Origin of the sequence: Devosia sp. SL43, from assembly GCF_021729885.1 — a bacterium.
Taxonomy (GTDB): Bacteria; Pseudomonadota; Alphaproteobacteria; order Rhizobiales; family Devosiaceae; genus Devosia.
In genome coordinates this window covers 2216142-2239554 of sequence record NZ_CP063401.1, presented here as the reverse complement: position 1 = coordinate 2239554, position 23413 = coordinate 2216142, and the positions used below count along the sequence as shown (strand labels likewise).

At 60.8% G+C, this 23413-nt stretch carries 17 protein-coding genes and 2 tRNA genes; 10 read left to right on the top strand and 9 right to left on the bottom strand.

The genetic code is table 11. The features are described 5' to 3' along the window. The first annotated feature begins 11 nt into the window (after positions 1–11). Entirely contained in the window at positions 12–5291 is a 5280-nt protein-coding gene (locus tag IM737_RS20950) for a beta strand repeat-containing protein (RefSeq protein ID WP_272906529.1), read from the top strand. A 50-nt stretch (positions 5292–5341) separates the two neighbouring features. Here the strand turns inward: IM737_RS20950 and IM737_RS10950 are convergent, their stop codons facing one another. Further along, complete coding sequence (locus IM737_RS10950) at positions 5342–6115, bottom strand: transglutaminase-like cysteine peptidase (protein WP_236893921.1); 774 nt, start codon at positions 6113–6115, stop codon at positions 5342–5344. Between the two features lie 700 nt (positions 6116–6815). On the opposite strand from IM737_RS10950, the gene IM737_RS10945 reads away from it, so the two are divergent. The 4 genes from IM737_RS10945 to IM737_RS10930 all read left to right on the top strand — a co-directional run bounded on the left by IM737_RS10945 (position 6816) and on the right by IM737_RS10930 (position 12302). After that, the gene (locus IM737_RS10945; RefSeq protein ID WP_236893920.1) at positions 6816–8171 is read left to right on the top strand and encodes a TolC family protein; all 1356 of its coding nucleotides are present in this window, start codon (positions 6816–6818) and stop codon (positions 8169–8171) included. Between the two features lie 69 nt (positions 8172–8240). After that, on the top strand, positions 8241–10394 hold the full coding sequence (locus IM737_RS10940) for a type I secretion system permease/ATPase (protein ID WP_236893919.1): 2154 nt from the start codon (positions 8241–8243) through the stop codon (positions 10392–10394). After that, positions 10391–11719 carry an HlyD family type I secretion periplasmic adaptor subunit gene (locus IM737_RS10935; protein ID WP_236893918.1) on the top strand — a complete coding sequence of 443 codons (1329 nt, stop codon included), beginning with the start codon at positions 10391–10393 and terminating at the stop codon, positions 11717–11719. Before IM737_RS10940 ends, IM737_RS10935 begins: the two co-directional genes overlap by 4 nt. Further along, the gene (locus IM737_RS10930) at positions 11709–12302 is read left to right on the top strand and encodes a ribbon-helix-helix domain-containing protein (protein ID WP_236893917.1); all 594 of its coding nucleotides are present in this window, start codon (positions 11709–11711) and stop codon (positions 12300–12302) included. The genes IM737_RS10935 and IM737_RS10930 overlap by 11 nt, the downstream gene beginning before the upstream one ends. Before the next feature lie 393 nt (positions 12303–12695). Here IM737_RS10930 and IM737_RS10925 read toward each other — a convergent pair. The 3 genes from IM737_RS10925 to IM737_RS10915 all read right to left on the bottom strand — a co-directional run bounded on the left by IM737_RS10925 (position 12696) and on the right by IM737_RS10915 (position 13831). After that, positions 12696–12779: transfer RNA gene (locus IM737_RS10925), tRNA-Leu, on the bottom strand. A 28-nt stretch (positions 12780–12807) separates the two neighbouring features. Continuing rightward, positions 12808–13116 (bottom strand): AzlD family protein, encoded by a 309-nt coding sequence (locus tag IM737_RS10920; RefSeq protein ID WP_236893916.1) that lies wholly within the window; start codon positions 13114–13116, stop codon positions 12808–12810. Continuing rightward, on the bottom strand, positions 13106–13831 hold the full coding sequence (locus IM737_RS10915) for an AzlC family ABC transporter permease (RefSeq protein WP_236893915.1): 726 nt from the start codon (positions 13829–13831) through the stop codon (positions 13106–13108). The genes IM737_RS10920 and IM737_RS10915 overlap by 11 nt, the downstream gene beginning before the upstream one ends. A gap of 295 nt (positions 13832–14126) precedes the next feature. Between IM737_RS10915 and IM737_RS10910 the strand changes: the two genes are divergently transcribed. Then, positions 14127–15485 (top strand): MATE family efflux transporter, encoded by a 1359-nt coding sequence (locus IM737_RS10910; RefSeq protein ID WP_236893914.1) that lies wholly within the window; start codon positions 14127–14129, stop codon positions 15483–15485. Here the strand turns inward: IM737_RS10910 and aac(3) are convergent. Together aac(3) and IM737_RS10900 are read right to left on the bottom strand one after the other, a co-directional pair. Then, on the bottom strand, positions 15482–16261 hold the full coding sequence (gene aac(3), locus IM737_RS10905) for an aminoglycoside 3-N-acetyltransferase (RefSeq protein WP_236893913.1): 780 nt from the start codon (positions 16259–16261) through the stop codon (positions 15482–15484). The two genes, IM737_RS10910 and aac(3), sit on opposite strands and share 4 nt — an antisense overlap. 3 nt (positions 16262–16264) lie before the next feature. Continuing rightward, positions 16265–16684 (bottom strand): winged helix-turn-helix transcriptional regulator, encoded by a 420-nt coding sequence (locus IM737_RS10900; protein WP_236893912.1) that lies wholly within the window; start codon positions 16682–16684, stop codon positions 16265–16267. 203 nt (positions 16685–16887) lie between these two features. Between IM737_RS10900 and IM737_RS10895 the strand changes: the two genes are divergently transcribed. Next, on the top strand, positions 16888–19344 hold the full coding sequence (locus tag IM737_RS10895; protein ID WP_236893911.1) for a beta-glucosidase: 2457 nt from the start codon (positions 16888–16890) through the stop codon (positions 19342–19344). Between the two features lie 55 nt (positions 19345–19399). On the opposite strand, the gene IM737_RS10890 is transcribed toward IM737_RS10895, so the two are convergent. Next, a complete protein-coding gene (locus IM737_RS10890; RefSeq protein ID WP_236893910.1) occupies positions 19400–19969 on the bottom strand; it encodes a DJ-1/PfpI family protein in 570 nt (189 codons plus the stop codon). Positions 19970–20098: 129 nt separating this feature from the next. On the opposite strand from IM737_RS10890, the gene IM737_RS10885 reads away from it, so the two are divergent. From IM737_RS10885 to IM737_RS10875, 3 genes are all read left to right on the top strand, one after another. Then, positions 20099–20175 (top strand) — tRNA-Arg (locus IM737_RS10885). A 79-nt stretch (positions 20176–20254) separates the two neighbouring features. Then, positions 20255–20905 (top strand): glutathione S-transferase family protein, encoded by a 651-nt coding sequence (locus tag IM737_RS10880; RefSeq protein WP_236893909.1) that lies wholly within the window; start codon positions 20255–20257, stop codon positions 20903–20905. Position 20906: 1 nt separating this feature from the next. Continuing rightward, complete coding sequence (locus IM737_RS10875; RefSeq protein WP_236893908.1) at positions 20907–21197, top strand: DUF1905 domain-containing protein; 291 nt, start codon at positions 20907–20909, stop codon at positions 21195–21197. 149 nt (positions 21198–21346) lie between these two features. Here the strand turns inward: IM737_RS10875 and IM737_RS10870 are convergent, their stop codons facing one another. Both IM737_RS10870 and IM737_RS10865 read right to left on the bottom strand, forming a co-directional pair. Then, a complete protein-coding gene (locus IM737_RS10870; protein ID WP_236893907.1) occupies positions 21347–21991 on the bottom strand; it encodes a ThuA domain-containing protein in 645 nt (214 codons plus the stop codon). Positions 21992–22048: 57 nt separating this feature from the next. Beyond that, positions 22049–23260, bottom strand: a complete 1212-nt coding sequence (locus IM737_RS10865; RefSeq protein WP_236893906.1) for an ROK family transcriptional regulator — start codon at positions 23258–23260, stop codon at positions 22049–22051. Positions 23261–23413: the final 153 nt, after the last annotated feature.

The window sequence follows — 23413 nt, the reverse complement described above, 5'->3', positions numbered from 1 at the left end:
TCCAGACGGCGGTGCAGGCCAATGCCAATGCCGTGGGTGCGTTCGAGCAGCTGCAAGCCGACCAGACGCCGGCGGTGACCACCATCGTGGACGACCAGGATGTGGTGACGGTCAAGCTGACGGCGACGCCGTCGACGGGCGAACAGGCCGGCACGATCATCTACACGGCCAGCCTGGTGGATGCCCTTGGCAACCCGGTGACGACCAACAATGCGGTGACGGTGACGCTGAACAGCGGTCTGATCATCACGATCCCGGCAGGATCGAACACGGCGGACAGCGCAGCGGTTCCCTTTAGCGAGGACGACGTCTACGTCGAGGCCGACACGGTCAGCGACTTCATCCAGACGGCGGTGCAGGCCAATGCCAATGCCGTGGGTGCGTTCGAGCAGCTGCAAGCTGACCAGACGCCGGCGGTGACCACCATCGTGGACGACCAGGATGTGGTGACGGTCAAGCTGACGGCGACGCCGTCGACGGGCGAACAGGCCGGCACGATCGTCTACACGGCCAGCCTGGTGGATGCCCTTGGCAACCCGGTGACGACCAACAATGCGGTGACGGTGACGCTGAACAGCGGTCTGATCATCACGATCCCGGCAGGATCGAACACGGCGGACAGCGCAGCGGTTCCCTTTAGCGAGGACGACGTCTACGTCGAGGCCGACACGGTCAGCGACTTCATCCAGACGGCGGTGCAGGCCAATGCCAATGCCGTGGGTGCGTTCGAGCAGCTGCAAGCCGACCAGACGCCGGCGGTGACCACCATCGTGGACGACCAGGATGTGGTGACGGTCAAGCTGACGGCGACGCCGCCGACGGGCGAACAGGCCGGCACGATCGTCTACACGGCCAGCCTGGTGGATGCCCTTGGCAACCCGGTGACGACCAACAATGCGGTGACGGTGACGCTGAACAGCGGTCTGATCATCACGATCCCGGCAGGATCGAACACGGCGGACAGCGCAGCGGTTCCCTTTAGCGAGGACGACGTCTACGTCGAGGCCGACACGGTCAGCGACTTCATCCAGACGGCGGTGCAGGCCAATGCCAATGCCGTGGGTGCGTTCGAGCAGCTGCAAGCCGACCAGACGCCGGCGGTGACCACCATCGTGGACGACCAGGATGTGGTGACGGTCAAGCTGACGGCGACGCCGTCGACAGGCGAACAGGCCGGCACGATCGTCTACACGGCCAGCCTGGTGGATGCTCTTGGCAACCCGGTGACGACCAACAATGCGGTGACGGTGACGCTGAACAGCGGTCTGATCATCACGATCCCGGCAGGATCGAACACGGCGGACAGCGCAGCGGTTCCCTTTAGCGAGGACGACGTCTACGTCGAGGCCGACACGGTCAGCGACTTCATCAGACGGCGGTGCAGGCCAATGCCAATGCCGTGGGTGCGTTCAACAGCCAAATCGATAACGCCGGCGGTGACCCACCATCGTGGACGACCAGGATGTGGTGACGGTCAAGCTGACGGCGACGCCGTCGACGGGCGGGCTGAGCCGGCACGATCGTCTACAGCCAGCCTGGTGGATACTGTCGGCAACCCGGTGACGACCAACAATGCGGTGACGGTGACGCTGAACAGCGGTCTGATCATCACGATCCCGGCAGGATCGAACACGGCGGACAGCGCAGCGGTTCCCTTTAGCGAGGACGACGTCTACGTCGCGGCCGACACGGTCAGCGACTTCATCCAGACGGCGGTGCAGGCCAATGCCAATGCCGTGGGTGCGTTCGAGCAGCTGCAAGCTGACCAGACGCCGGCGGTGACCACCATCGTGGACGACCAGGATGTGGTGACGGTCAAGCTGACGGCGACGCCGTCGACAGGCGAACAGGCCGGCACGATCGTCTACACGGCCAGCCTGGTGGATGCTCTTGGCAACCCGGTGACGACCAACAATGCGGTGACGGTGACGCTGAACAGCGGTCTGATCATCACGATCCCGGCAGGATCGAACACGGCGGACAGCGCAGCGGTTCCCTTTAGCGAGGACGACGTCTACGTCGAGGCCGACACGGTCAGCGACTTCATCCAGACGGCGGTGCGGGCCAATGCCAATGCCGTGGGTGCGTTCGAGCAGCTGCAAGCCGACCAGACGCCGGCGGTGACCACCATCGTGGACGACCAGGATGTGGTGACGGTCAAGCTGACGGCGACGCCGTCGACGGGCGAACAGGCCGGCACGATCGTCTACACGGCCAGCCTGGTGGATGCCCTTGGCAACCCGGTGACGACCAACAATGCGGTGACGGTGACGCTGAACAGCGGTCTGATCATCACGATCCCGGCAGGATCGAACACGGCGGACAGCGCAGCGGTTCCCTTTAGCGAGGACGACGTCTACGTCGAGGCCGACACGGTCAGCGACTTCATCCAGACGGCGGTGCAGGCCAATGCCAATGCCGTGGGTGCGTTCGAGCAGCTGCAAGCTGACCAGACGCCGGCGGTGACCACCATCGTGGACGACCAGGATGTGGTGACGGTCAAGCTGACGGCGACACCGTCGACGGGCGAACAGGCCGGCACGATCGTCTACACGGCCAGCCTGGTGGATGCCCTTGGCAACCCGGTGACGACCAACAATGCGGTGACGGTGACGCTGAACAGCGGTCTGATCATCACGATCCCGGCAGGATCGAACACGGCGGACAGCGCAGCGGTTCCCTTTAGCGAGGACGACGTCTACGTCGAGGCCGACACGGTCAGCGACTTCATCCAGACGGCGGTGCAGGCCAATGCCAATGCCGTGGGTGCGTTCGAGCAGCTGCAAGCCGACCAGACGCCGGCGGTGACCACCATCGTGGACGACCAGGATGTGGTCACCGCCACCCTGACTGCTGGCACGGCGACCTACGATGCCACCGGTGTGATCATACCGTACACGATCACCTTGAGTTCCGGCCTGACCCCGTTCTCCCCGACTGGCGGCGCGCCGCTAACCTTTACGTTGGCTAACGGGACCGCAATCGTTCTGGACGTGGGCGACACGGCCAAGACGGTCGATGTTCACTACAACTTCGGTTACCCAACGCCGATCTTAAACTCGATCAACACGGTCAGCGGCAACGAAGAATACGAGAACCTGGTACCGACGGGCACCACAAGCGTCATCGCCAACACGACGCCGACGGTGACCGATGGTGCTGCATCCCTGATGGTCTACGAAGCAGCATTGGACACCATCAAGAACGGTGACGACCTCGCTGCCGGCACCAAGACCGGCACCACGCCGCTCTCGACTGCTGAGACGGCCATCGATGCCAATACCCTCACGTTCCATGCGACGGGCGAAGCCATCACCTCCATCGTCTTTGCCGACCCGACATCGATGATCCCGTCGGTCAACAACATCGCCAGCGGCACCGCGCAGTGGGCGCTGTCCGACGGTGGTCGCACGCTGACGCTCTCTTTCGGTGGTCAGGCGGCGCTCATCCTGGCCCTGAGCGGGGCGACGGGTGGGGCGGCTGGGGCCGATGCAACAATAAGCGTTACGGCAACTTTGGTGAATGGCTTCAATCATCTCGCGCCGAATTCGCTGCTTGATGTCATTCTAAGCGCAGTGACTGTCGTCGCGACCGATGCCAGCGGCGACAAGATTAGCGGAACGATCTCGGTCAATATTGTTGATGACGCGCCCAGCATTCTGGCTCCTGACCCGATATTCGTCGAGAACACAGCGCATTCCGCAATAAGCGAGCACATAAACTTCTTTGCTGGTGCCGATGGCGTCGGCAACGTCGAGTTCAATGTGACGGAAGGTTCAAGCGTTACCGACGAAATGGGCAACGCGGTATTCCTAAACGGCGAACAGCTTTTCTATCATGTAGTCGACAGTCATACCGTTCAAGGTAGGTCGTCGGCTGCCAACGGCAGCGATGTCGGGTTTGTGGCTACCCTTGATCCGGTCAGCGGCACGTGGACATTTGCCACCAATGGCACGTTGTTCAACGGAGCGGCGTTCAACACGACGACGTTCCTCAATCCCGGGGGCGGCAATTCAGAAGCCGTAGTTCTGGACTCTCCTGGTGGTTCGCCCAACGATATGCTGATCACGGCAAACGGTGGTAATTCTGTCAACACCAACAATACGGAGTGGGGGGTCGCCCAAGGAAATAGCATTACAAGCGGCGAGACCATTCGGTTTGACATGGTGAAGAATGCAAGCACCGATGGCACAAAAATCGGAAGTACCTTCACGGAACACTATGAAGTCGGTAGTTACACCCAGAAGGTAACTATTTCCGGCAACGGGACGGCCACTTTTACGATACGCGCAGTAAATGCCGACAACGACAAAATCTTTGTTGGCGACAACACCGGTGAATCTACGGCACAGCCAATTACGGTGACGGTTGCAAACGCTGGCGGCGTGGTGCCGACGGTCACAGTCAATCCTGACGGCACGGTAACTCTGTCGAATATCGGCAATGGAGACACCTTTACCATAATCTCGAACAGCGACCCGTTCAGCGCCGTCGAGATTACGGGTCTGTCCGGCACGAACACGTTCAACCTGACCTCACCGAGCTTTACGACCGCCAATACGGTCACGCCGTTTGACATCGTCATGGGAGTGACCGGCGTCGATGGCGATGGTGACCCAGTTTCGGGCGAAGTGACGGCAAAACTGATGCCCGATCCGAGTACTTGGCAGGGCACTGCTAATGCTGATGCGCATACCACCACCGCGTCTGAAACTACGCTGCTCGGAACCGATGGCAACGACACGCTCAGTGGGCTTGACGGTCAGGCCGATGTGCTGTCGGGCGGCCGCGGCAACGACACGCTCTCGACATTGTCCGGCAATGACAAGCTCTATGGCGGTTCGGGCAATGATTCCCTTGCCGGTGGAAGCGGCAACGACATCCTCACAGGGGGTGACGGCGACGATATTCTTATCGGGGGCCTGGGTACCGACGCACACTCTGGTGGCACCGGTAACGACACCTTTAATTATGCTGCCAGCGATCTGGGCGCCGCCAACGTAGACAGCATCACCGACTATCTCGTCGGTGACACGGTCGATCTGAGTGTCCTGCTGGCAAGCGTAGCCGGTGATGCCGCGGATGTTCAGTTCAAATACGCCGACAACTCGACCAAGGCAGCCGGCACCGCTGGCGGCGGCGTGGATGGGGATGTGACCATCCAGGTCTTCGATGGCGCTAACTGGCAAGATGTCGCGGTGCTCAAAGACAACGGCTCCAACTTGTCCAGTGCCGCCGAGCATATCAATCTGATCCTGGACAATACCGGACCGCACCAGTTCGAAATCTGATCGATCCGAACATAGCAAATGGGCCGGCAATGCCGGCCCATTTGTATTTCCTAAATACCCTCGCCGGGCGAGACTGCGTCGAAGCTGCCGGCGAAGCCTGAGGTTCTGTTCGTAAAGCCGTGGATGTAGCTCTTGCCGTTGGCGAAGGACATGATCGGCATGTAGTTCGGCAATTGGCTGTCGCGCCGCACACGGCTGGACAGGTTGTCCAGGATGTAGATTTGGCCATCGAGGTAAACCGCCAGCACGGCGTGGTACAGCTGGCGACGGGTGTCGCTGAGGACGACCACCTGCAGGTCGCGTTCCGAAACCCCGGCCGCACGCAAGAACCAGTACTTGGCTGTTGCAAAATCCTCGCAGTCCCCTGCGCCTTTGACAGCCATTTCCGAAACAGTGGCCCAATAGTCGTTGCTATGCCAGTTCTGCGCATCTGAGCGATACGTCAGAGCGGAATTGACGGTCCGGTTGGCGAGACTCAGCAACGCAACGCCACTTGTTTCCTGCGCGATTCCAATGGCCGCAGAAACCTTTCTGCCGAAGGTGCCATTGCACCCAGAAAAACTGTCGGTGCAGGCTGCGCCAAAGAATCCGGTATAGTCCTGATCAGTTACATCGCGCCATTTCCTTGCGGCGGGCAGCGAAGCCGCGGAGATGGCCACAGATCCAAATGCATTGTATTTTGGGGTGGTTTGATTAAACTGCGGCGCTGCAATGACCGGCGGTGAACTTCTTACAGTAATCGTGTCCGCGACTGTGGATCCAGAGTAAATTGCAAAAGCAAATGCGAACACGATACTGAAGATTTTCGCGATGTTGGTTGGCATAGCGCCCTCCTGATCTGGAGGGACATTACCAATACCAAATAAATGCCTCGGAAAGATATGTAGTTTACATCAGAACTATAAAATCCGTAAAATTTTACGCATTTGGGCCCATCTGGCGCGAGCTGCCTGCCCGCTAAAAATGTACGGCGTGCCGTTGAAATTTCTTTTGTGTCCGAATGGCATCAATAATGCCGAAAGCACTATTTTAGGTCTGCGTAAGATTGCGGTAATTTCCTCGCTAGAATATATTGAAATGTAATTTGGGGGGGATTGCTGTGTACCGAAGCTTATTGTTCGTCGCTGCGGCGATGATCTCGGTCGTGCCGTCTGGAGCGGCAGACTTGGGGCCGTATCGAACTTCGGCCTGTGTCAGTTACCGCCAGTCGACGCTACCAAATCTTGATATTGCAGAAATCCGGCGAACGGTTGGTGCCAATCTGGCCGATGCGATCAGCGCTATGAGCGAGCCTAGTGTGCTCGCGTCAATGCGACCGTCTTTCGTGTGGGCAATGGAAGCTCGGTGGGCGTGCTCGGCAGCCGTGGGCTACCTCGAAGGTGGCAATCTCAATATTGAAACGGTCCAAAAGTGCGACTGCTTTTTCCAGCGTTACTTAGCTTTCCGCTGAACGCTGGCGTCAGGAAACAGCAAATGAGAATACCAAGAATTAGGTCCTTTCTGCTGTCGGGAACTGCGGCCATATTGCTGGCGCAGACCGCTGTCGCAATGCCTCTGCAAGAGGCCGTACAGATTGCGCTCGAATCCAATCCAGATATTGGCCAGGCCGTACAAAATCACGACGCTACTGCTTTCGAATTGCGGCAAGCGCTCGGTCTCTACGCTCCACGTGTTGACCTTGAAGCGTCGGCTGGAACCCAGGTGCTCGACAGCCCGTCGCGCAGGGCGCTCGGGATCGGGGGGGATGCCTTGTTCCCAGCCCAAATTGGGGTAATCGCGACCTTCGATCTGTATGATGGTGGATTTCGCGATGCGGAAGTTGCCCGCCAGTCCGCCCGGGTTGATAGCGCGTCCTATCGCGTTTTGGAGCGGAGCGAATTTATCGCGCTACAGATTGTGCGCGTGTACTACCAAGTCTTGCTTCAACTGCAGATTGTTGAGCTTTCCCGCCAGAACGTAACCTTCCATCAAGGCATCGTGAGTGACGTGGCTGCCGCGATCGAGGCCGGTCAACTGACGGAGGCTGATCGGTTCCAGTCTATTGAACGCTTGGCGGCGGCTCGCGCTCGACTGACCGAGACGGGCGTTGAGCTGGCTGCGGCTCAAATCGAGTTCAAGATGCTGGTAGGGATGACGCCTGGCACGGTAACAGCCCCCGCCCGCGCTGCTGGTGCGATACCGGGTTCGCTTGAAATCGCCATTGCCAAGGCAATCTTGAACAACCCCCGGATGCTTACGGCAGGAGCAGATATTGATGCCGCATCCGCTTTGGTGGACCAAGCAGAGTCAGCCTTAGCGCCGAAGCTAACACTCGAGGGACGTGCTGCGACCGGCTATGACTTGTCTGGCACGAACGGCATCACCAATGACGCCAGTCTGCGGCTGTCTATGCGCTGGAATATCTTCGATGGCGGCATTAAATCGGCTGCTGTCCAGGAAGAGATGCGTCGTGAGAGCGAGGCCAAGCTGGTATTCGACCAGACTGCGCGCGAAGTCGAACAGGCTGTCCAGGAATCATGGTTGAGGCTGAAAAGTCAGGCCGAATTGTCGAGCGTTTATCAGCAGCAGTTAGACTCATCGGCTGAGTTGGTGGCGTCCTATAGAGATCAATTCAAGATCGGCGAGCGATCACTGCTTGACGTTCTTGATGCCCAGAACACGCGCATCAATGTTCAGATATTACAAGAAACGGCGCGTTACAGTGTAATGTTTGCAGAGTATCGCGTGCTTGCTGCAAGTGGTGATTTGTTGCCATTTCTTCAGGTCACGGCAGACGGCAGCGCGGTTGCCGATACGAGAGCGGCAACGGATACGCCTTCCTGGGAGGAATCTGAGCCTCGTATACTAGAGCCGCTGACCATTCCAACTTTGGGATATTAACCGGTTGCGGGCATAGGGAGGCGTATAACGTCGACCTAGAAGTGGGCGTAACTGGGACATGTGTAGTTGATGACGATGGTTGAAGCCGCCGAGGCTCGCGATGCCATTTCTGGCCAGGCCATCGATCCGATACTTGAGTGTGTTCGGTTCCTCGCGCGTTCTTGGCGAAAGTCCGACTCGCCTGCGACGTTGACAGCCGGGCTGCCCCTCGTTGACGGTCGTCTCACGTCAGATTTAATCGAACCTGCATTTGCCCGCGTCGGCATTTCGGTCCGCAAGATCGAAGCGCGTCCCGCGCAGCTGAAGCAGTTTGACTATCCGGCCCTTGTCTTCAGGGACGGGCAGTCCCCACTTGTACTGCTTGGGCGCGCCGGCTGGCGAAAATTCCTTGCATACGACCCTGTTCGGCAGATTGAGACGCATGTCGACTACGGGCAGGTTGGTGCGCGGCAGCGCCGACCAATGCTTGTGGCCTTTCCCAATTACGACAATGTGCAAGAGTCCTCGGGTAAGCGCTTTGCTTCGCGGGGGCATTGGTTTTGGGGTGTCACTTCGGGGCACGTGACCAGCATATGGTACGTCCTGCTGGCGGCCGCGTTCATCAACGTGTTTGCATTGGCGTTCCCCCTTTTCACAATGAACGTCTACGACCGCGTGCTACCAAACGCAGCCCAGGCTACGCTTTGGGTTCTGGCCATCGGCGTTCTCGGTGTGTCTCTGTTTGATCTGCTTCTGAAGCTTGCCCGGTCGGCGGTCATTGAGTTCGTGGGACGAAGTATTGACTTTCGGTTGTCGTCGGCGCTTTTCGACCGCGTGCTGAATACGCCAATGTCGCAACGCCCGGAGTCGACGGGGGCTTTCGTCAGCAGGGTCGGTCAGTACGAAGTCCTGAGAGAGTTTGTCGCCGCAAGCACTCTTGTGATGTTTGTCGATGTGCTCTTTCTGGGCGTATTCGCCTACATTATCGCGTCCCTTGTTGGCTGGCTTGTGGTGTTCCCGCTGGTCGCTGGGTTCATCTCGATCGTGGTCACGCTCATCGTGGGTACTATGTCCGGCCGGGCCGTCAAATCGGCATTGGCAGAGTCATCGGCGCGAAATTCAGTACTTGTCGAAGCCCTAAGCGCGGCGCAATCAGTCAAGGCTGCCAGGGCCGAAGGTCAGCTATTGCGGCGTTGGGAAGCCGCGGTCCTCGCGTCATCACGTACCCAGGACAAGATCAGACAATTGCAGGCCGTCGCGAGCAACATCACGGCCACTCTCTCTCAGCTTTCCCTGATTTGTATCATTGTGGCTGGCAGTTATTTCTTCGCCGACGGCCAGGTCACGATGGGCGCCATCATTGCAGCGATGATGTTGTCAAACCGCCTCATCGCTCCTATCGCCATGATTGCGGCTACCTTGCTTCGTGCTCGCACGGCGATGGAAGCCTATCGCACAGTAGACCAGATCATGTCACTGGACGACGAGCGTCCCAGCCAGTTCAGCAATGTTCAGCGCATTGTTCGTAAGGGCCGGATAACGCTCGACAAGGTCCGCTTCGCATACCCTAGAAGCAAGGTCTTCGTGCTGGATGGCATCTCGCTCACCATCGAACCAGGCGAGAAGGTTGGCATTATTGGCCGGATCGGCTCTGGGAAGACCACAATAGGGCGGTTGCTGGTAAACTTTTACCGTCCAGGGGAAGGACAGATCACGATCGATGGCATCGATATCGATCAGTATCACCCGGACGACTTGCGACGTTCCGTGGGCTTGGTCGTCCAGGATCCAGAGATATTTAGCGGCACCGTTCGTGACAACATTGTGCTGAGCGACCCCGGGGCCAGCGAGCAGCGCTTCATGCAGGCCGCTAAGCGGGCGGGGGTGGAAGACTTCGTAGCCAAGCATCCCTTGGGTTATGACATGCCTGTCGGTGAGCGTGGGGTACTTCTGTCAGGTGGGCAGAGACAGGCGATTGCTTTGGCGCGCGCCATATTGGTGGAACCCAAGATACTGTTTCTTGATGAGCCTTCGAGCTCGATGGATCTCGCTACGGAAAACCAACTAATCAAGCACCTGAAAAACAGTCTTGGGCCTGAGCAAACTGTGTTGATTGCTACCCATCGCCATAGCCTTCTCAGCCTCGTTGAGAGGCTGATGGTGATCGAGAATGGTCGACTGATTGCGGATGGTCCAAAGGACAAGGTTCTCGAGCAATTGCGAGCCCGGGGGCAGAGCGCTTGAACTTCCAGCCCCGACCGAAAGATACCGGCAAAAGCTTTGAGTTGCGGGCAGATAAGCCTCCTGCATCTTGGGCGGTCGTGATTGTCGTCATAGCACTTTTCTCAGTGGCCTTTCTCCTGTGGGCCAGCATTGCAGAGGTTGACGAGATCAGCCGGGCCGAGGGGAAAGTCATTCCCTCCGGTAAAACTCAGATTGTTCAGAGCGCCGAAGTTGGTGTTGTCACGGAGATTTTGGTGCGGTCGGGCGAGCAAGTTTCGGCTGGGCAGTTGCTCATCAGACTTGATGACACCAACACTGCCTCGAGCGCCGGTGAAGTGGAAGCGCGCGTTACCGCGCTGCTTGTCCAGGTCGAGCGCTTGCGTGTGGAAAGCTCGGGCGGAACAGAGGCGGATTTTGTTTGCCCTGCAACCGTTTTGGAGCTTGCGCCGCAAGTGTGCGATGCGGAACGGAATCTCTTAAGTACAAGCCTGATGGCCTTCGCCAGTGGCAAAAGTGTACTTGTCCAACGTGTGGAACAAAGGCAGCGCGAACTGAATGAGATTTCGATCAATCAGGAGCGCTTGCGCAGCAGCCTGGCGATCTCGGAGGAACGCTTGGCTCTGATTGAGCCGATGGCGGCCCGCGGCTTGGCAGCCCGCACGGATCTACTCGCTCTGCAGGCAGAAGTCGCAGATATGAAGGGGCAGATATCTGGGGCTGTAGAAGGCATTGCAAGATTGCAGTCAGCACTGACCGAAGCGCAACTCCAGGTGCAGCAAGCCGACTTGCAGTTTCGTCAGGAAGCTCAATCCGAGCTGACCATAAAGACAGCCGAACTGGCCAGCGCACAGCAGCAGCTCCGGGGTGCGCAAGACCGCGTCGCCCGCACTGATATTCGCTCCCCCGTCGATGGAACCATAAACAGAATAGAGGTCAACACCATCGGCGCCGTCGTTCAGGGTGGTGCGCGGTTGCTGGATGTTGTGCCGAAATCTGACTTCCTGCTTGTCGAAGCACGCCTCAAACCTTCCGACGTTGCTTTCGTCATTGGCGGACAACAGGCTAGGATCAAGTTTTCAGCTTATGACTTTTCTGTCTACGGCGGCATAGATGGCGAGGTAACTAACGTCTCAGCAGATAGCATCGTCGATGAGAGTACCCGCGAGACCTACTACGTTGTTACCATTCGTGCGGAACAGACTTCATTAAATTATCGGGGGGACGAGTTGCTCATTCTCCCTGGCATGGTCAGCACTGTCGACATCATAACTGGCAAACACTCCATCCTCCAATATCTGCTCAAGCCGATCAACAAAGTGTTCCAGGATGCACTCGTTGAGCGATGATCAGACTAGGAACGATCAGCACTTTTCGACACCGATCTTTCGGACCATCACAACGTCCAAGGGCCGGCAAGCTCTGAGGCTGGAAGCCGCTTTCTGGGACGCCATCGAAGATATTGCTTCGCGGTCAAACCGCAAGCCCGCGGCGGTCGCCCGCGAATTGTTGGAAAGCGACGGTGCTGGTGACGTGAACGCCGCCCGCCTCATTCGGAGCCAGATAGTAAGGCGTCTTCTCACAGAAAACAAAGAGCTTCGCCCCATTACGGCGCCACTTGCGCTGGTTACGCTAATGCAGTTGTCGCCGGCACCCTCATTCGCGTTGGATAGAAAGAAGCGGCTGGTTCGGGTGAACGAGGAATTTGTTCGCTACCTGCGTGCGGGATTGTCGCGATCTGGTCCCGTGGACGGCGCACAATTGACCCTCGAGCGCTCCACTGAATCCATTTTCGAGCAGGCACAGGTCGGAGTGCCTTTTGAATGCGGTGTCTCAATCCGCGTTCAAAACTATGAGCGCAAAACTGATGCACGCATTATCCTACCACCGCCTTCTCCCTCTCCCCTTCTTGTCGGCTTCCTTTTGCGTTGAGTTCGACCCAGTGCTGACGGGCAACGTCAGCGCGTATCTGTATACTTGGGCAGTCGTGCACACTGAAGGTTGCCAGTCCAAAAACTGCCGGTTGATCCCACCGCCCCAAATCGGCCATCGGCACCACCGTGCCACGAATGTCCGGTATCGACCGACATGCACCAAAAGCCGCCATTCCGGTTTCGGCCCCATTTGAGACATTGCCGCGACCGGAGCCGGGCGACAACTATAGCGAATCGCCGAAGCGCTCGAACATGCGGTATCCGTTGTCAGTTTGCGGTAGGCCTTGACGATATGGCCGTAAAGCTGGTCAAAATAGGTGGTTCAAAGGGTGGATCGCACCTCGATAAGTTCGATCAACCTATTGAATATAATAGATAATTCAAAGGAATATGGTGCCCCCCGCCGGACTCGAACCGGCACGTCTTGCGACGGAGGATTTTGAGTCCTCTGCGTCTACCATTCCGCCAGAGGGGCACGGGAAAAGTCTCTAACCCAGGTCGGGTTAGCCGACAAGCCACAACCGGGCGAAGTAAACGACGATCACGCCCGCAGCCATGGCTGCGAACAGGTTGCGGGTTACGAAGTAGACCAGCGTGGTCGCGATGGCGGCGATGACTTCGGCGGGGCTGCCCGTCACCAGTGCCGGCGCGACCAGCGAGGCCAGCACCGCGCCGGGGATATGTTTGAGCCAGCTGGCAGCAAAGCCGTCGCGCGGCAGGCGGTTGGCCAATAGCAGGCCGCCGGCTTTCACCGCGAAGGTGACCAGCGCCATGCCCAGGATGGCGATGAGGGCTTCCGGACTAGTGGTCATGGCGCAGTCGGTCGAAAACAGCGCCGGCAAAACTGCCGACCAGACCACCGATCAGGATATACCAGCTGCCGGGCACCAGCCGCGCCGAGACGATGGCGGCCAGCGCGCCGACAATCCACGGCACGAGGTCGGCCTTGCCCTTCCACATGCCCAGCAGCAGGGCCAGGAAGGTGGCGGTGAAGGCAAAGTCGAGGCCGTATTTCGTCGGGTCGTCGATGGCCGAGCCCAGCACGTGGCCGGTGACGGTGCTGGCCATCCAGACCGTGTAGGCGACGATACCGGCGCCGATGAGAAAGCCGACCGTGCCGCGCTTGCCCTTGCCCATTTCGCCGATGGTGAGCGCCCAGGTTTCGTCGGAAACCATGAACATGGTCAGCGCGCCGCGGACCTGAGCGTCTGGCCCGAACAGGGGACGCAGCGTCGCCGTCAGCAGCACGTAGCGCAGGTTGATGATCAGGGCAGCCACTACGAGCGGTCCAATCGGTAGGCTCGACGGCGTCACGGTCCAGAGATCAAGCGCCACGAACTGCGCTGAACCGGCAAAGACGATGCCGCTCATCAGCATCACTTCGAGCAGGCTGAGGCCAGCGCCCCGCGCCAGCACGCCCCAGACCACGCCATAGGCGGCGATGGAAATGGCGACCGGCAGGAAGGTGCGCGCACCGGCAAAGACATGCTCGGCAAAACTGTCAGCGGTCGGCGCGGTGGTGGACATGCCAATTGTGTAGCGGGCGCGCGCGACAGGCGCACCGGGAAATCGTCATGCGGGCGATGACAAGTGGTGATAGCGAGCATTTGCAGGCGTGATGGACCACCACATTGACGACCCCCAGCCTCGAGCGTATCAACACCGCCGTGTCATTTCCAAGCCTCCAGCGCCCGTCCAGCCAGCGCCCCATCTTCGGGGTGTGAATCGGTCCCCGCAACGGCCTGAACTTTGCTCAGACCGCCGTCGCATCAGGGGCCCGTGACGTGACGCGCTTGTTGACGAGGTTCTCAGGAGTGTTCGAATGAACCCCCAATCCCGGCCGCTCTGGCAGCGGTTCGCTTTCTTTCTCGTGCCGTTGATGGCGTCCAATATCCTGCAGGCGCTCTCGGGCACCGTGAACTCGATTTATATCGGGCAGTTGATCGGCGTCGAGGCACTGGCGGCGACCGCCACCTTCTTCCCCATCATGTTCTTTCTGATGAGCTTCATCATCGGGTTGTCAGCCGGCTCGACAATTCTGATCGGCCAGGCCTGGGGCGCCAAGAATATTGACAAGGTCAAGCAGGTCACCGGCACGACGCTGGTCACCGCGATTGGGCTCGGCCTCATCGTTGCGGTTGTGGGCGGCATCTGGACCGAGCAGATCATGACGGTGCTCGGGGCGCCCGAAAACATTCGCTCAATCTCGACCGGCTATGCGCGCATCATGCTGATCGGCATGCCGGGCTTCTTCATGTTCCTCGTCGTCACTTCGGTGCTGCGCGGGGTTGGCGATACGATCACGCCGCTGTTCTCGCTGATCATGTCGATGGTGGTTTCCCTGCTGGTTACGCCGGCGCTGATCCTGGGCTGGTTCGGCCTGCCACAACTGGGCGTCAGCGCGGCGGCCTTTGCGGTCATTGCCGGCTTCACGACGGTGCTGGTGTTCCTGTTCATCTATATGCGCGCCCGAAACATGCCGCTGGCGCCTGACGCGGTGTTGCTGGGCGCCATGCTGCGGCCAGACTTCAAGCTGCTGGGGCTCATCCTCAAGCTGGGCGTGCCGGCGGGTCTGCAGATGGTCATTTCGTCCATTGCGGGCATCGTGGTGGTGGGCCTAGTCAACCGCTTCGGGTCCGACGCGACGGCCGCTTATGGCGCGCTGGGGCAGGTGATGAGCTATGTGCAATTCCCGGCCATGTCGATCGGCATCGCCGCTTCGATCTTTGCCGCGCAGGCGATCGGCGCCCGGCAGAACCAGCAATTGGCCGCCATCACGCGGACTGCCTTGGTGCTGAACCTGATCATTACCGGCTCGCTGGTGCTGCTGGCATATCTCTTCAGCCAGCATCTGGTGGCTTTGTTCATCACCGATCCGGAGGTGATCGAACTCACCGAGACGCTGCTGCATGTGGTGCTGTGGAGCATCATCTGCTTTGGCTGGTCGGTGGTGTTCTCGGGCATCATGCGCGCCAGCGGCACGGTCTATGCGCCCATGCTGCTGTCGCTCGCCTGTATTCTCTGTATCGAACTGCCGGGCGCGATCCTGCTCAGCCAGACCAGCCTCGGGCTAACCGGCATCTGGATCGCCTATGCCACCAGCTTCACCATGATGCTGGTGCTGCAGGCGAGCTGGTATCAGTTCGTGTGGAAGAAGAAGACCATCGTGGCGCTGGTCTAGCGCTTGAAGCGACGCTCCAGCCACTCGACCGCGAAGGCGACGATGGCCGGGGCGTCGACCAAGACCGACGGGGCGTGCCCGATCAGGCCGCGCCGGCCCTGTCCGGTGGCGAGGAAGTCTTCCACCACCTCTTCGAAATAGTCTTCGGCCAGCCCTTCAACGACAGGCAAGCCGGTGTCGAATTCCTCGAACCACCGCCAGATCTTCTGCCCATCCACCAGGATCGGGCTTTCGTAGCGCAATACGCGCTTGCCGGGGATATCGGCGAGGTGCTCGGCATGATGCAGCAGGGTCATGGTATCGAGCGGAGCACCGAGCAGCAGGGTCTTGCCACCCGCCTCGACCAGCTTGCCGAAGGGCGATTGCGGGCCATAGCCATAATCGAGCGCGTGGTCTGACGTGAACCACTCGGCCTTGCCGCCCAGCGCCGCGCAGGATGCTCCGGGGCTGCCGCTGCGGCGGGCGCCCGGCGTGGTGCGCAGCAATTCGGGGAAGGTGCCATTGTCGCGGATGGCGCGGGAGGCCAGGGGGTCGAAGGCCGGGACGTGGTCGCGCAAGGCCGCATCGTCGCGTGCTTCTTCTTCCATCTGCCAGTCGCAATAGGCGAGGATCGTTCCAGCTGGCCCCACACTATCGGTCAACGCGCCGATGAGCGCGTCTGGCCCACCGACAACAGGTCCGACCGAACGCAATCCGGCATGCACCAGCACGGCATCCCCAGCCGTCAGGCCAAGCGCCGACAACTGCTGCTGCAACCCCGCACGGGTCGAGATCACAGCCTAATCCCGTGCGTAGGCGATCTTGCGGGATTCGTCCTCGGCCGCATGGGCGCTGGCGCGGGCATCATAGATTGCCCGGGCATCGACGATGGCGCCATGATGTTCGGCCGACCAGTCCCACAGCTTGGAGATCGGGCCATCGAGCGTCTTGCCCATTTCGGTCAGGCCATATTCCACGCGCGGCGGCACTTCGGGATAGATGGTGCGGGTGACCAGGCCATCGCGCTCGAGATTGCGCAGCGTCAGGGTCAGCATGCGCTGGCTGACGCCGTTGATCATGCGCTTGAGCTCGTTGAAGCGTAGCGTACCGTTGCGGCCCAGCATGCCCACGACCATGACGCTCCACTTGTCGCCGATGCGGTTGAGAACATCCGACATGGCGTGGCAATTGGCTGATTTGGAGGTGTCCTGCAGTGACATTGCTGCGCCTTCTTGATGGGAACCGAGGCACTTATATAGACGTGGTTCTCTTCTGTGCCTAGGGTGCCGTTGTCGCAGCAATGGAATTCGGCGTGACCCGGTCTGACTTTTCGCGCTTTCCGGCTTCCCAACGCGATTGACAGCTCCCCTCGCTGGGCTGTCTTTGTCTGCGCCACAAGAAGAATGATCCGAGGAGTATCGCCATGAGTGACCGTATCGAACAACTTGCCGACCAGATGACGCTGGAGGAGAAGGTGTCGATCCTGTCGGGCGAGGATTTCTGGTCGGTTCCGGCAATTCCGCGCCTCGGCATCGGCAAGCTGCGGGTCACCGACGGTCCCAATGGTGCCCGTGGCGGCGGTTCGCTGATCGGCGGCGTCAAGTCCGCCAGCTTCCCGGTCGGCATTGCGTTGGGTGCCACCTGGAATGTCGAGCTGGTCAAGGAGATCGGCGCGGCTTTGGCCGACGAGGTCAAGTCCAAGAACGCCCATATGCTGCTGGCGCCGACCGTCAATATCCACCGCTCGGTCACCAATGGCCGCAATTTCGAGTGCTATTCGGAGGATCCTGTTCTCTCGGGCGAACTGGCTGTCGCCTACATCGTGGGCCTGCAGGGGCAGGGGATCGGCGCCACCATCAAGCATTTCGCCGGCAATGAATCCGAGATCGAACGCACCACCATTTCGAGCGAAATCGATGAACGCGCCCTCCGCGAGATTTACCTCATTCCCTTCGAATGGGCGGTGAAGAAAGCCCAGACCTGGGGCGTGATGAGCTCCTACAACCGCCTCAACGGCACCTTTACCTCCGAGCATGACTGGCTGCTCACCGATGTGCTGCGCAACGAGTGGGGCTATGACGGCATCGTCATGTCGGACTGGTTCGGCAGCCATTCCACGGCCGAAACCGTCAATGCTGGGCTCGAACTCGAAATGCCCGGCCCGCCGCGCGATCGCGGCCAGAAGCTGGTGGATGCCGTCAAATCCGGCGCTGTCAGCGAGGCCACCCTGCGCGAACGCGTCATCAACATGCTGCGGCTGATGGAGCGGGTCGGTTCGCTCGACGATCACAGGCCGTTCGAGGAGAAGGCCGACGACCGCCCAGAGCATCGTGCGCTGATCCGCCGCGCCGGCGCCGAAGCCGCCGTGCTGCTCAAGAACAATGGCGCGCTGCCGCTCAAAGGCGACGGCTCCATCGCCGTCATCGGGCCAAACGCAAGAATTGCCCAGATCATGGGTGGCGGCAGTGCCCAGCTTAATGCCCATTATCGCGTCACGCCGTGGCAGGGGCTGGTGAATGCCGTCGGTGAGGACCGTCTTAGCTATGCCGCCGGTTGCACCAATCATCGTTTTGAGCCGGTGTTGCGGGGCGGGTTCAAGGTTGAGTATTTTGCCAATCAGACGCTCAGCGGTGAACCGGCGCATGTCGCCATGCAGGACGAGGCGCAGGCCTTCTGGATCGGCCATATCGCCGACGGCAAGGTCGACCCATTGCACTTCTCCGCCCGCCTGACCGGCACCTTCACGCCGGAAACCTCTGGCATCCATCGCGTCGGCATCTATTCGGCCGGCTTTGCCAAGGTGTTTGTCGATGGCAAGCTGGTCGCCGATGCCTGGACGAACTGGACCAAGGGCCGCACCTTCTTCGAGGAGGGCTGCGACGAGGTCGTCGGCACCATCCAGCTCGAAGCGGGCCGTGCCCATGAGGTGGTGATCGAGTTCGCCACCAAGGATTTTGCCACGCTGGGCCTTGCCGCCTTCGCGGCGGGTATCGGCCTGCCGCTTGATGATGCCGCCATCACCGAGGCCGTCCGCGCCGCCCGCAATGCCGATACCGCCATCGTATTTGTCGGCCGCAATGGCGAATGGGACACCGAAGGCAGCGACTTGCCGTCGATTGACCTGCCCGGCCGGCAGAACGAGCTGGTCGCGGCCATCGCCAATGCCAATCCCAACACCATCGTCGTGCTGCAAACCGGTGGCCCGGTGGAAATGCCGTGGATCGGCTCGGTCGCGGCGCTGATCCAGGCCTGGTATCCTGGACAGGAAGCCGGCAACGCCATTGCCGATGTGCTTGTTGGAGCCGCCGAACCCTCCGGCCGCCTGCCACAGACCTTCCCGGTGCGCTGGGCCGACAACCCGGCCCATAGCCAGGACAAGGAGGTCTATCCCGGCCTCGAAGGCAAGGTGCGCTATGAGGAGGGCATTTTCGTCGGCTACCGCCATTACGACAAGCTGGGCCTGACGCCGCTATTCCCGTTCGGCTTCGGCCTCGGCTACACCAGCTTTGCCGTCAGCGACCTCACCATCGCCGATGACGAGTTCGAGGCCGAGGGCAATCTGACAGTCGGTGTCACCGTCACCAATACCGGAAGCCGCGAAGGCTCGGCCGTGGTGCAGCTCTATGTCAGCGACGACGCATCGTCCGACCCGCGCCCGGCCAAGGAGCTCAAGGCGTTCAGCAAAGTGGCGCTGAAGCCCGGCGAGTCGGCTCAGGTGACGATGGGCCTTGATGCGCGGGCCTTCGCGTTCTTCCGGACCCAGGCGAAGCACTGGCTGGTGGAGGACGGGACGTTCACGATCCGTGTGGGGCTGTCCTCCGCCGACCTGCCGCTGAGCGCGCAGGTGACGCGCAAGACGACGCTGATGCTGCCGGTTTAGGGTCTCAACGCGCCCCCTCGGTCGGCTCCCTCCCTCAGGAGGGAGCCAGATCGCGCTAAGCCGTCTTATGCTCAGCCGCATGCATGCCCAGATAAAACTCCAAATTCCCGTCCTTCAGTCCCAGCGTTTCCAACACACCGGCCATGAAGCTGACCGGCGCCGTGCCGGGTGCCGTCACGATCTTGCCGGCCACCACAGCCGATGGCTGGTCCTGATAATGCGCTGCGCCGCGATACCCCGTCTTGGGCAGGTTCTCGGCATCGTTTGAGGTGTGGCTGATGTCGTCGAGCAGTCCGGCCTTGGCCAGCGCCAGCGTGGCGTCGCAGATGCCGGCCACCGTCTTGCCCGCATCGCGCGCCGCGACAAGAACGTCGGTGACATCAGGCGCATCGGGAAGGCTCCACGCCGTCCCGCCATTGACCACCAGAGCGTCGATGGCCGTCACGTCGATATCTTCCACCGCCATGTCGGGCGTGACCTTGAGCCCACCTGCCGACGTTACCGGCTGGCCGCCGGGCGTCGCGAATTTGGTCTCGATGCCATAAAAGCTGCGCGCCGCGGCATTGAGCAGAGCGGTCTCCCAATCGGCATAGCCCTGGGTGAGGATGGTGACGATGGTGGTCATCTCGTATCTCCTTGTTGGTGCTGCCGGAGGTAACGCGCCACATCGCCACTTCGTGTCAGCAGCCCTCCTGACACGATCTGACAAAACGACTTTATTCGTTTGCCGGTTTTGCGTAGGTTGCGCCCGCGTGGTCCCGTAGCTCAGCCGGATAGAGCACCGGATTCCTAATCCGGGGGTCGTGGGTTCGAATCCCGCCGGGGTCACCACGCCGAATATTTTCCGACGCTGTCGAACCGAACGCGCCTCGTTCGTCTCAAGGAAAGCCTCTCTCATTCGGAGCTTTCGATGTCCCCTACCATCACTGCCTTTGCGAATTCCCCTGACCGCGGCCGGGGCCTGGCGCGAGACATGCGCGTGCGTTGGGCTCTCGAAGAGGTCGGCCAGCCCTATAATGTGCGCCTCGTCTCCTTCGCGGAGTTGAAGCAGTCCGATCATGTGGCGCGCCAACCCTTCGGGCAGATCCCCACCTACCAGGACGGTGATCTCACCCTGTTCGAATCCGGCGCCATCGTCTTGCACATTGCACAGCTTCACCCGGGTCTTTTGCCGACGGACGCCAATGCGCGTGCCCGTGCCATCAGCTGGATGTTTGCGGCGCTGGCAACGGTTGAACCGCCAGTTCTGGAATTGCAGGAGGCCCAATTCGCCGAAGGCGACAAGCCATGGACCGAACAGCGCCTGCCGCTGGTCAAGGACCGTATCAGGGTGCGACTCGCCGAACTTGCCCGCTGCCTTGGTGACGCCGACTGGCTCGATGGTGACTTCAGCGCGGGCGATCTGATGATGGTGCATGTGCTGCTCAGACTCGCCCCATCCGGCCTGCTCGATGAATTTCCCGGCCTCGCCGCCTATTGCGCCCGCGCCAAAGCCCGCCCCGCCTACCAGCGCGCCTTCGCGGCGCAGTTGGCCGTGTTCACTGATAGCCAGGCGATCTGACGTGCTGAAGCTGGCCTTCCACACCACGATCATCGAATGGCGCGGCCCGGCGCCGTTCGTCTATGCCCCAGTGCCGGCGGAGCATGCCGCCGAGATCGCGCGCATCAAGAAGCAGGCCAGCTATGGCTGGGGCGTCATCCCGGTCGAAGCTGTCATCGGCGGGGTGACGTTCACCACGTCGCTGTTTCCCAAGGATGGGACATACCTGCTGCCAATCAAGGTGGCGGTGCGCAAGCAGACCGGAGTGACGGTGGGCGATGATGTGGATGTCGAGATGGTGATCGGCGGGTAGGAAGCAAGAATACCCCACCTAGCCTCCCCCTGAAAAGGGGGAGGGACCGCGCGGTGGTTGCGGTAGCATGGCGCCGAATACTCGATCTGTCCCTCCCCCTATCAGGGGAGGTTAGGTGGGGGTATCCGCCAGGACTCGGCTTCGCCGCCCTACCTTGCCGCCCAGTTCATGCCGCGGCGGATGATCGTCGCCATTTCCGGCACCTGGAACTCGCTCGAGACGTGCCCGAGTGCCGAGTAGAACACCCGGCCGGCGCCATGCTTGCGCTTCCAGACCACCGGCATGGTGACGCCGTCGATCCAGCTGGCGTGTTCGCCGGTGAAGGTCGTGGTCGCCAGCACCTCGTTGGAGGGGTCGGTATGCATGTAATACTGCTCCGAATGGTAGGGGAAGCTGGCGGGCAGTCCCGCCATAACAGGATCGTCCGAGCGCGTGATGTCGACGCGATAGTCAATGATATTGCCCGGATGGGCCACCCACTGGCCGCCGACCATGAACTGGTAGTCCACCGCCTCGCGGAAGGCGTCGCCCATGCCGCCATGGTGGCCAGCCAGACCTACGCCGCCCTCGACGGCTGCGGTGAGGTTGCTCACTTCTTCCTTCTCGATCTTGCTCATGGTGAAGATCGGGATGATCAGGCTCAGGTCCTTGATCGCCGGGTCGGCGAAGGCCTCGGTGGTGTTCTCCACATAGACCTTGAAGCCGTCTTCCTCGAGCCAATTCTTGTAGATGGCAGCGCATTGCTCGGGTTCGTGCCCGCTCCAGCCGCCCCAGACGATCAATGCTTCACGCATGGCAATTCTCCTCATTCAAAATAGCTGGCCGGCGCAGTTGGGCGTCCGGCACGTTGATTATTGCATCGCCCGCCGCGCCGGGCCGGTGGTGCCCCAGGGCGAGCCATAGAGTTCGCCCAGCGCCACGGCGGCCGCACCACGGGCCCAGAGGTCGTCGCCGGCTTCGTCGATGACGATCTCGGCCAGGGTCGCCAGCGGCGTCGGGATGGCGTTGGCAAAGGCCTGGCGCAGCGGGATCAGCAGGTGATCGCCCAGGGCCAGCGTCGAGCCGACCAGGATCACGCGGGGCGGTGCGAACAGGGCTACCAAATTGGCGATGGCGATGCCGAGGGCTGCTCCGGCCCGGGCTGCCGCTTCGCGCAACGTGGCGTCGCCGGCCTCGACCATGCCCTTGACCTGTGCCATGCCCTGGCCCACGCGGATGGCGTCGGCAACCTTGGGATCGGCATGGCTGCCGTTGAGAATGGCGCGCTCGCTGGCGAGATCGGCAAGCTTGACCGCATTGTCGCTGCCCGCGCCCATGATCATGTCGCCCAGCGTCAGGCTCAGTTCGCGTGCACCGCGGAACAGTTGGCCGCCATGCATCACGCCCAGGCCCAATGTCTCCTCGATGGCGACGAGCACGAAATCGTCGAGATCGCGCGCCTGGCCGAACCAGTGCTGCGCCATGGTGATGGCATTGGCGTCGCTTTCGACGATGGTATCGATGCCCAGCCTGGTGGTGATGGCCAGGCGCAGCGACACATCGGTGTCGCGCAGCACGCTGCTGGCCAGCACCTTGCCTGTGCCATGCTCGATGATCCCGGGCAGCGACAGGGCAATGGTCTTGATCTGGTTGAGGCCCAGCCCCGCATCGCGCACGCAGCGGCGCACGCCGTCTTCGACGAGATCGGCGATGACCTCGGTGGGCAGGCGGTCGACACGCACCGGCAGGGTCAGGCCCGCCAGCACATCGCCCTGAAAATTAGTGGCAACGAAGACGATGCGGTTGGCGGCGATCTTGGCTCCCACCACCCAGGCTGCCTCCGGGTTCAGTGCCAGCATTACGCGCGGGCGGCCGCGCAAGGTCTGGCTGCGGATATCGCCCTCGTGCCGGACCGTTATGAGCCCGTCTTCGAGCAGCGAGGCGGTGATGGCCGAGACGGTGGTGGCCGACAGGTCGGTCAACTCGCCGATCTCGACACGGGCAATGGCGCCGTGGCGCCTGATGGTGTCCAGCACGTGAAAGCGATTGATCGCCCGCATCAATTCGGGGTCGGCGGTCTTCATGACGGAGCGGGGCTCGCTGGCAGTTCCCGAATTAAATCGGGATGCAAAATAACTGAAGTCTTGTAGTCGCCCGCCCCGCCGCTGCGCAAGAGCTAATCGGCTGTTAAGCCTATGGCAGGCCATTTGACGCTATTGGGTGGGCCAGATCATGAT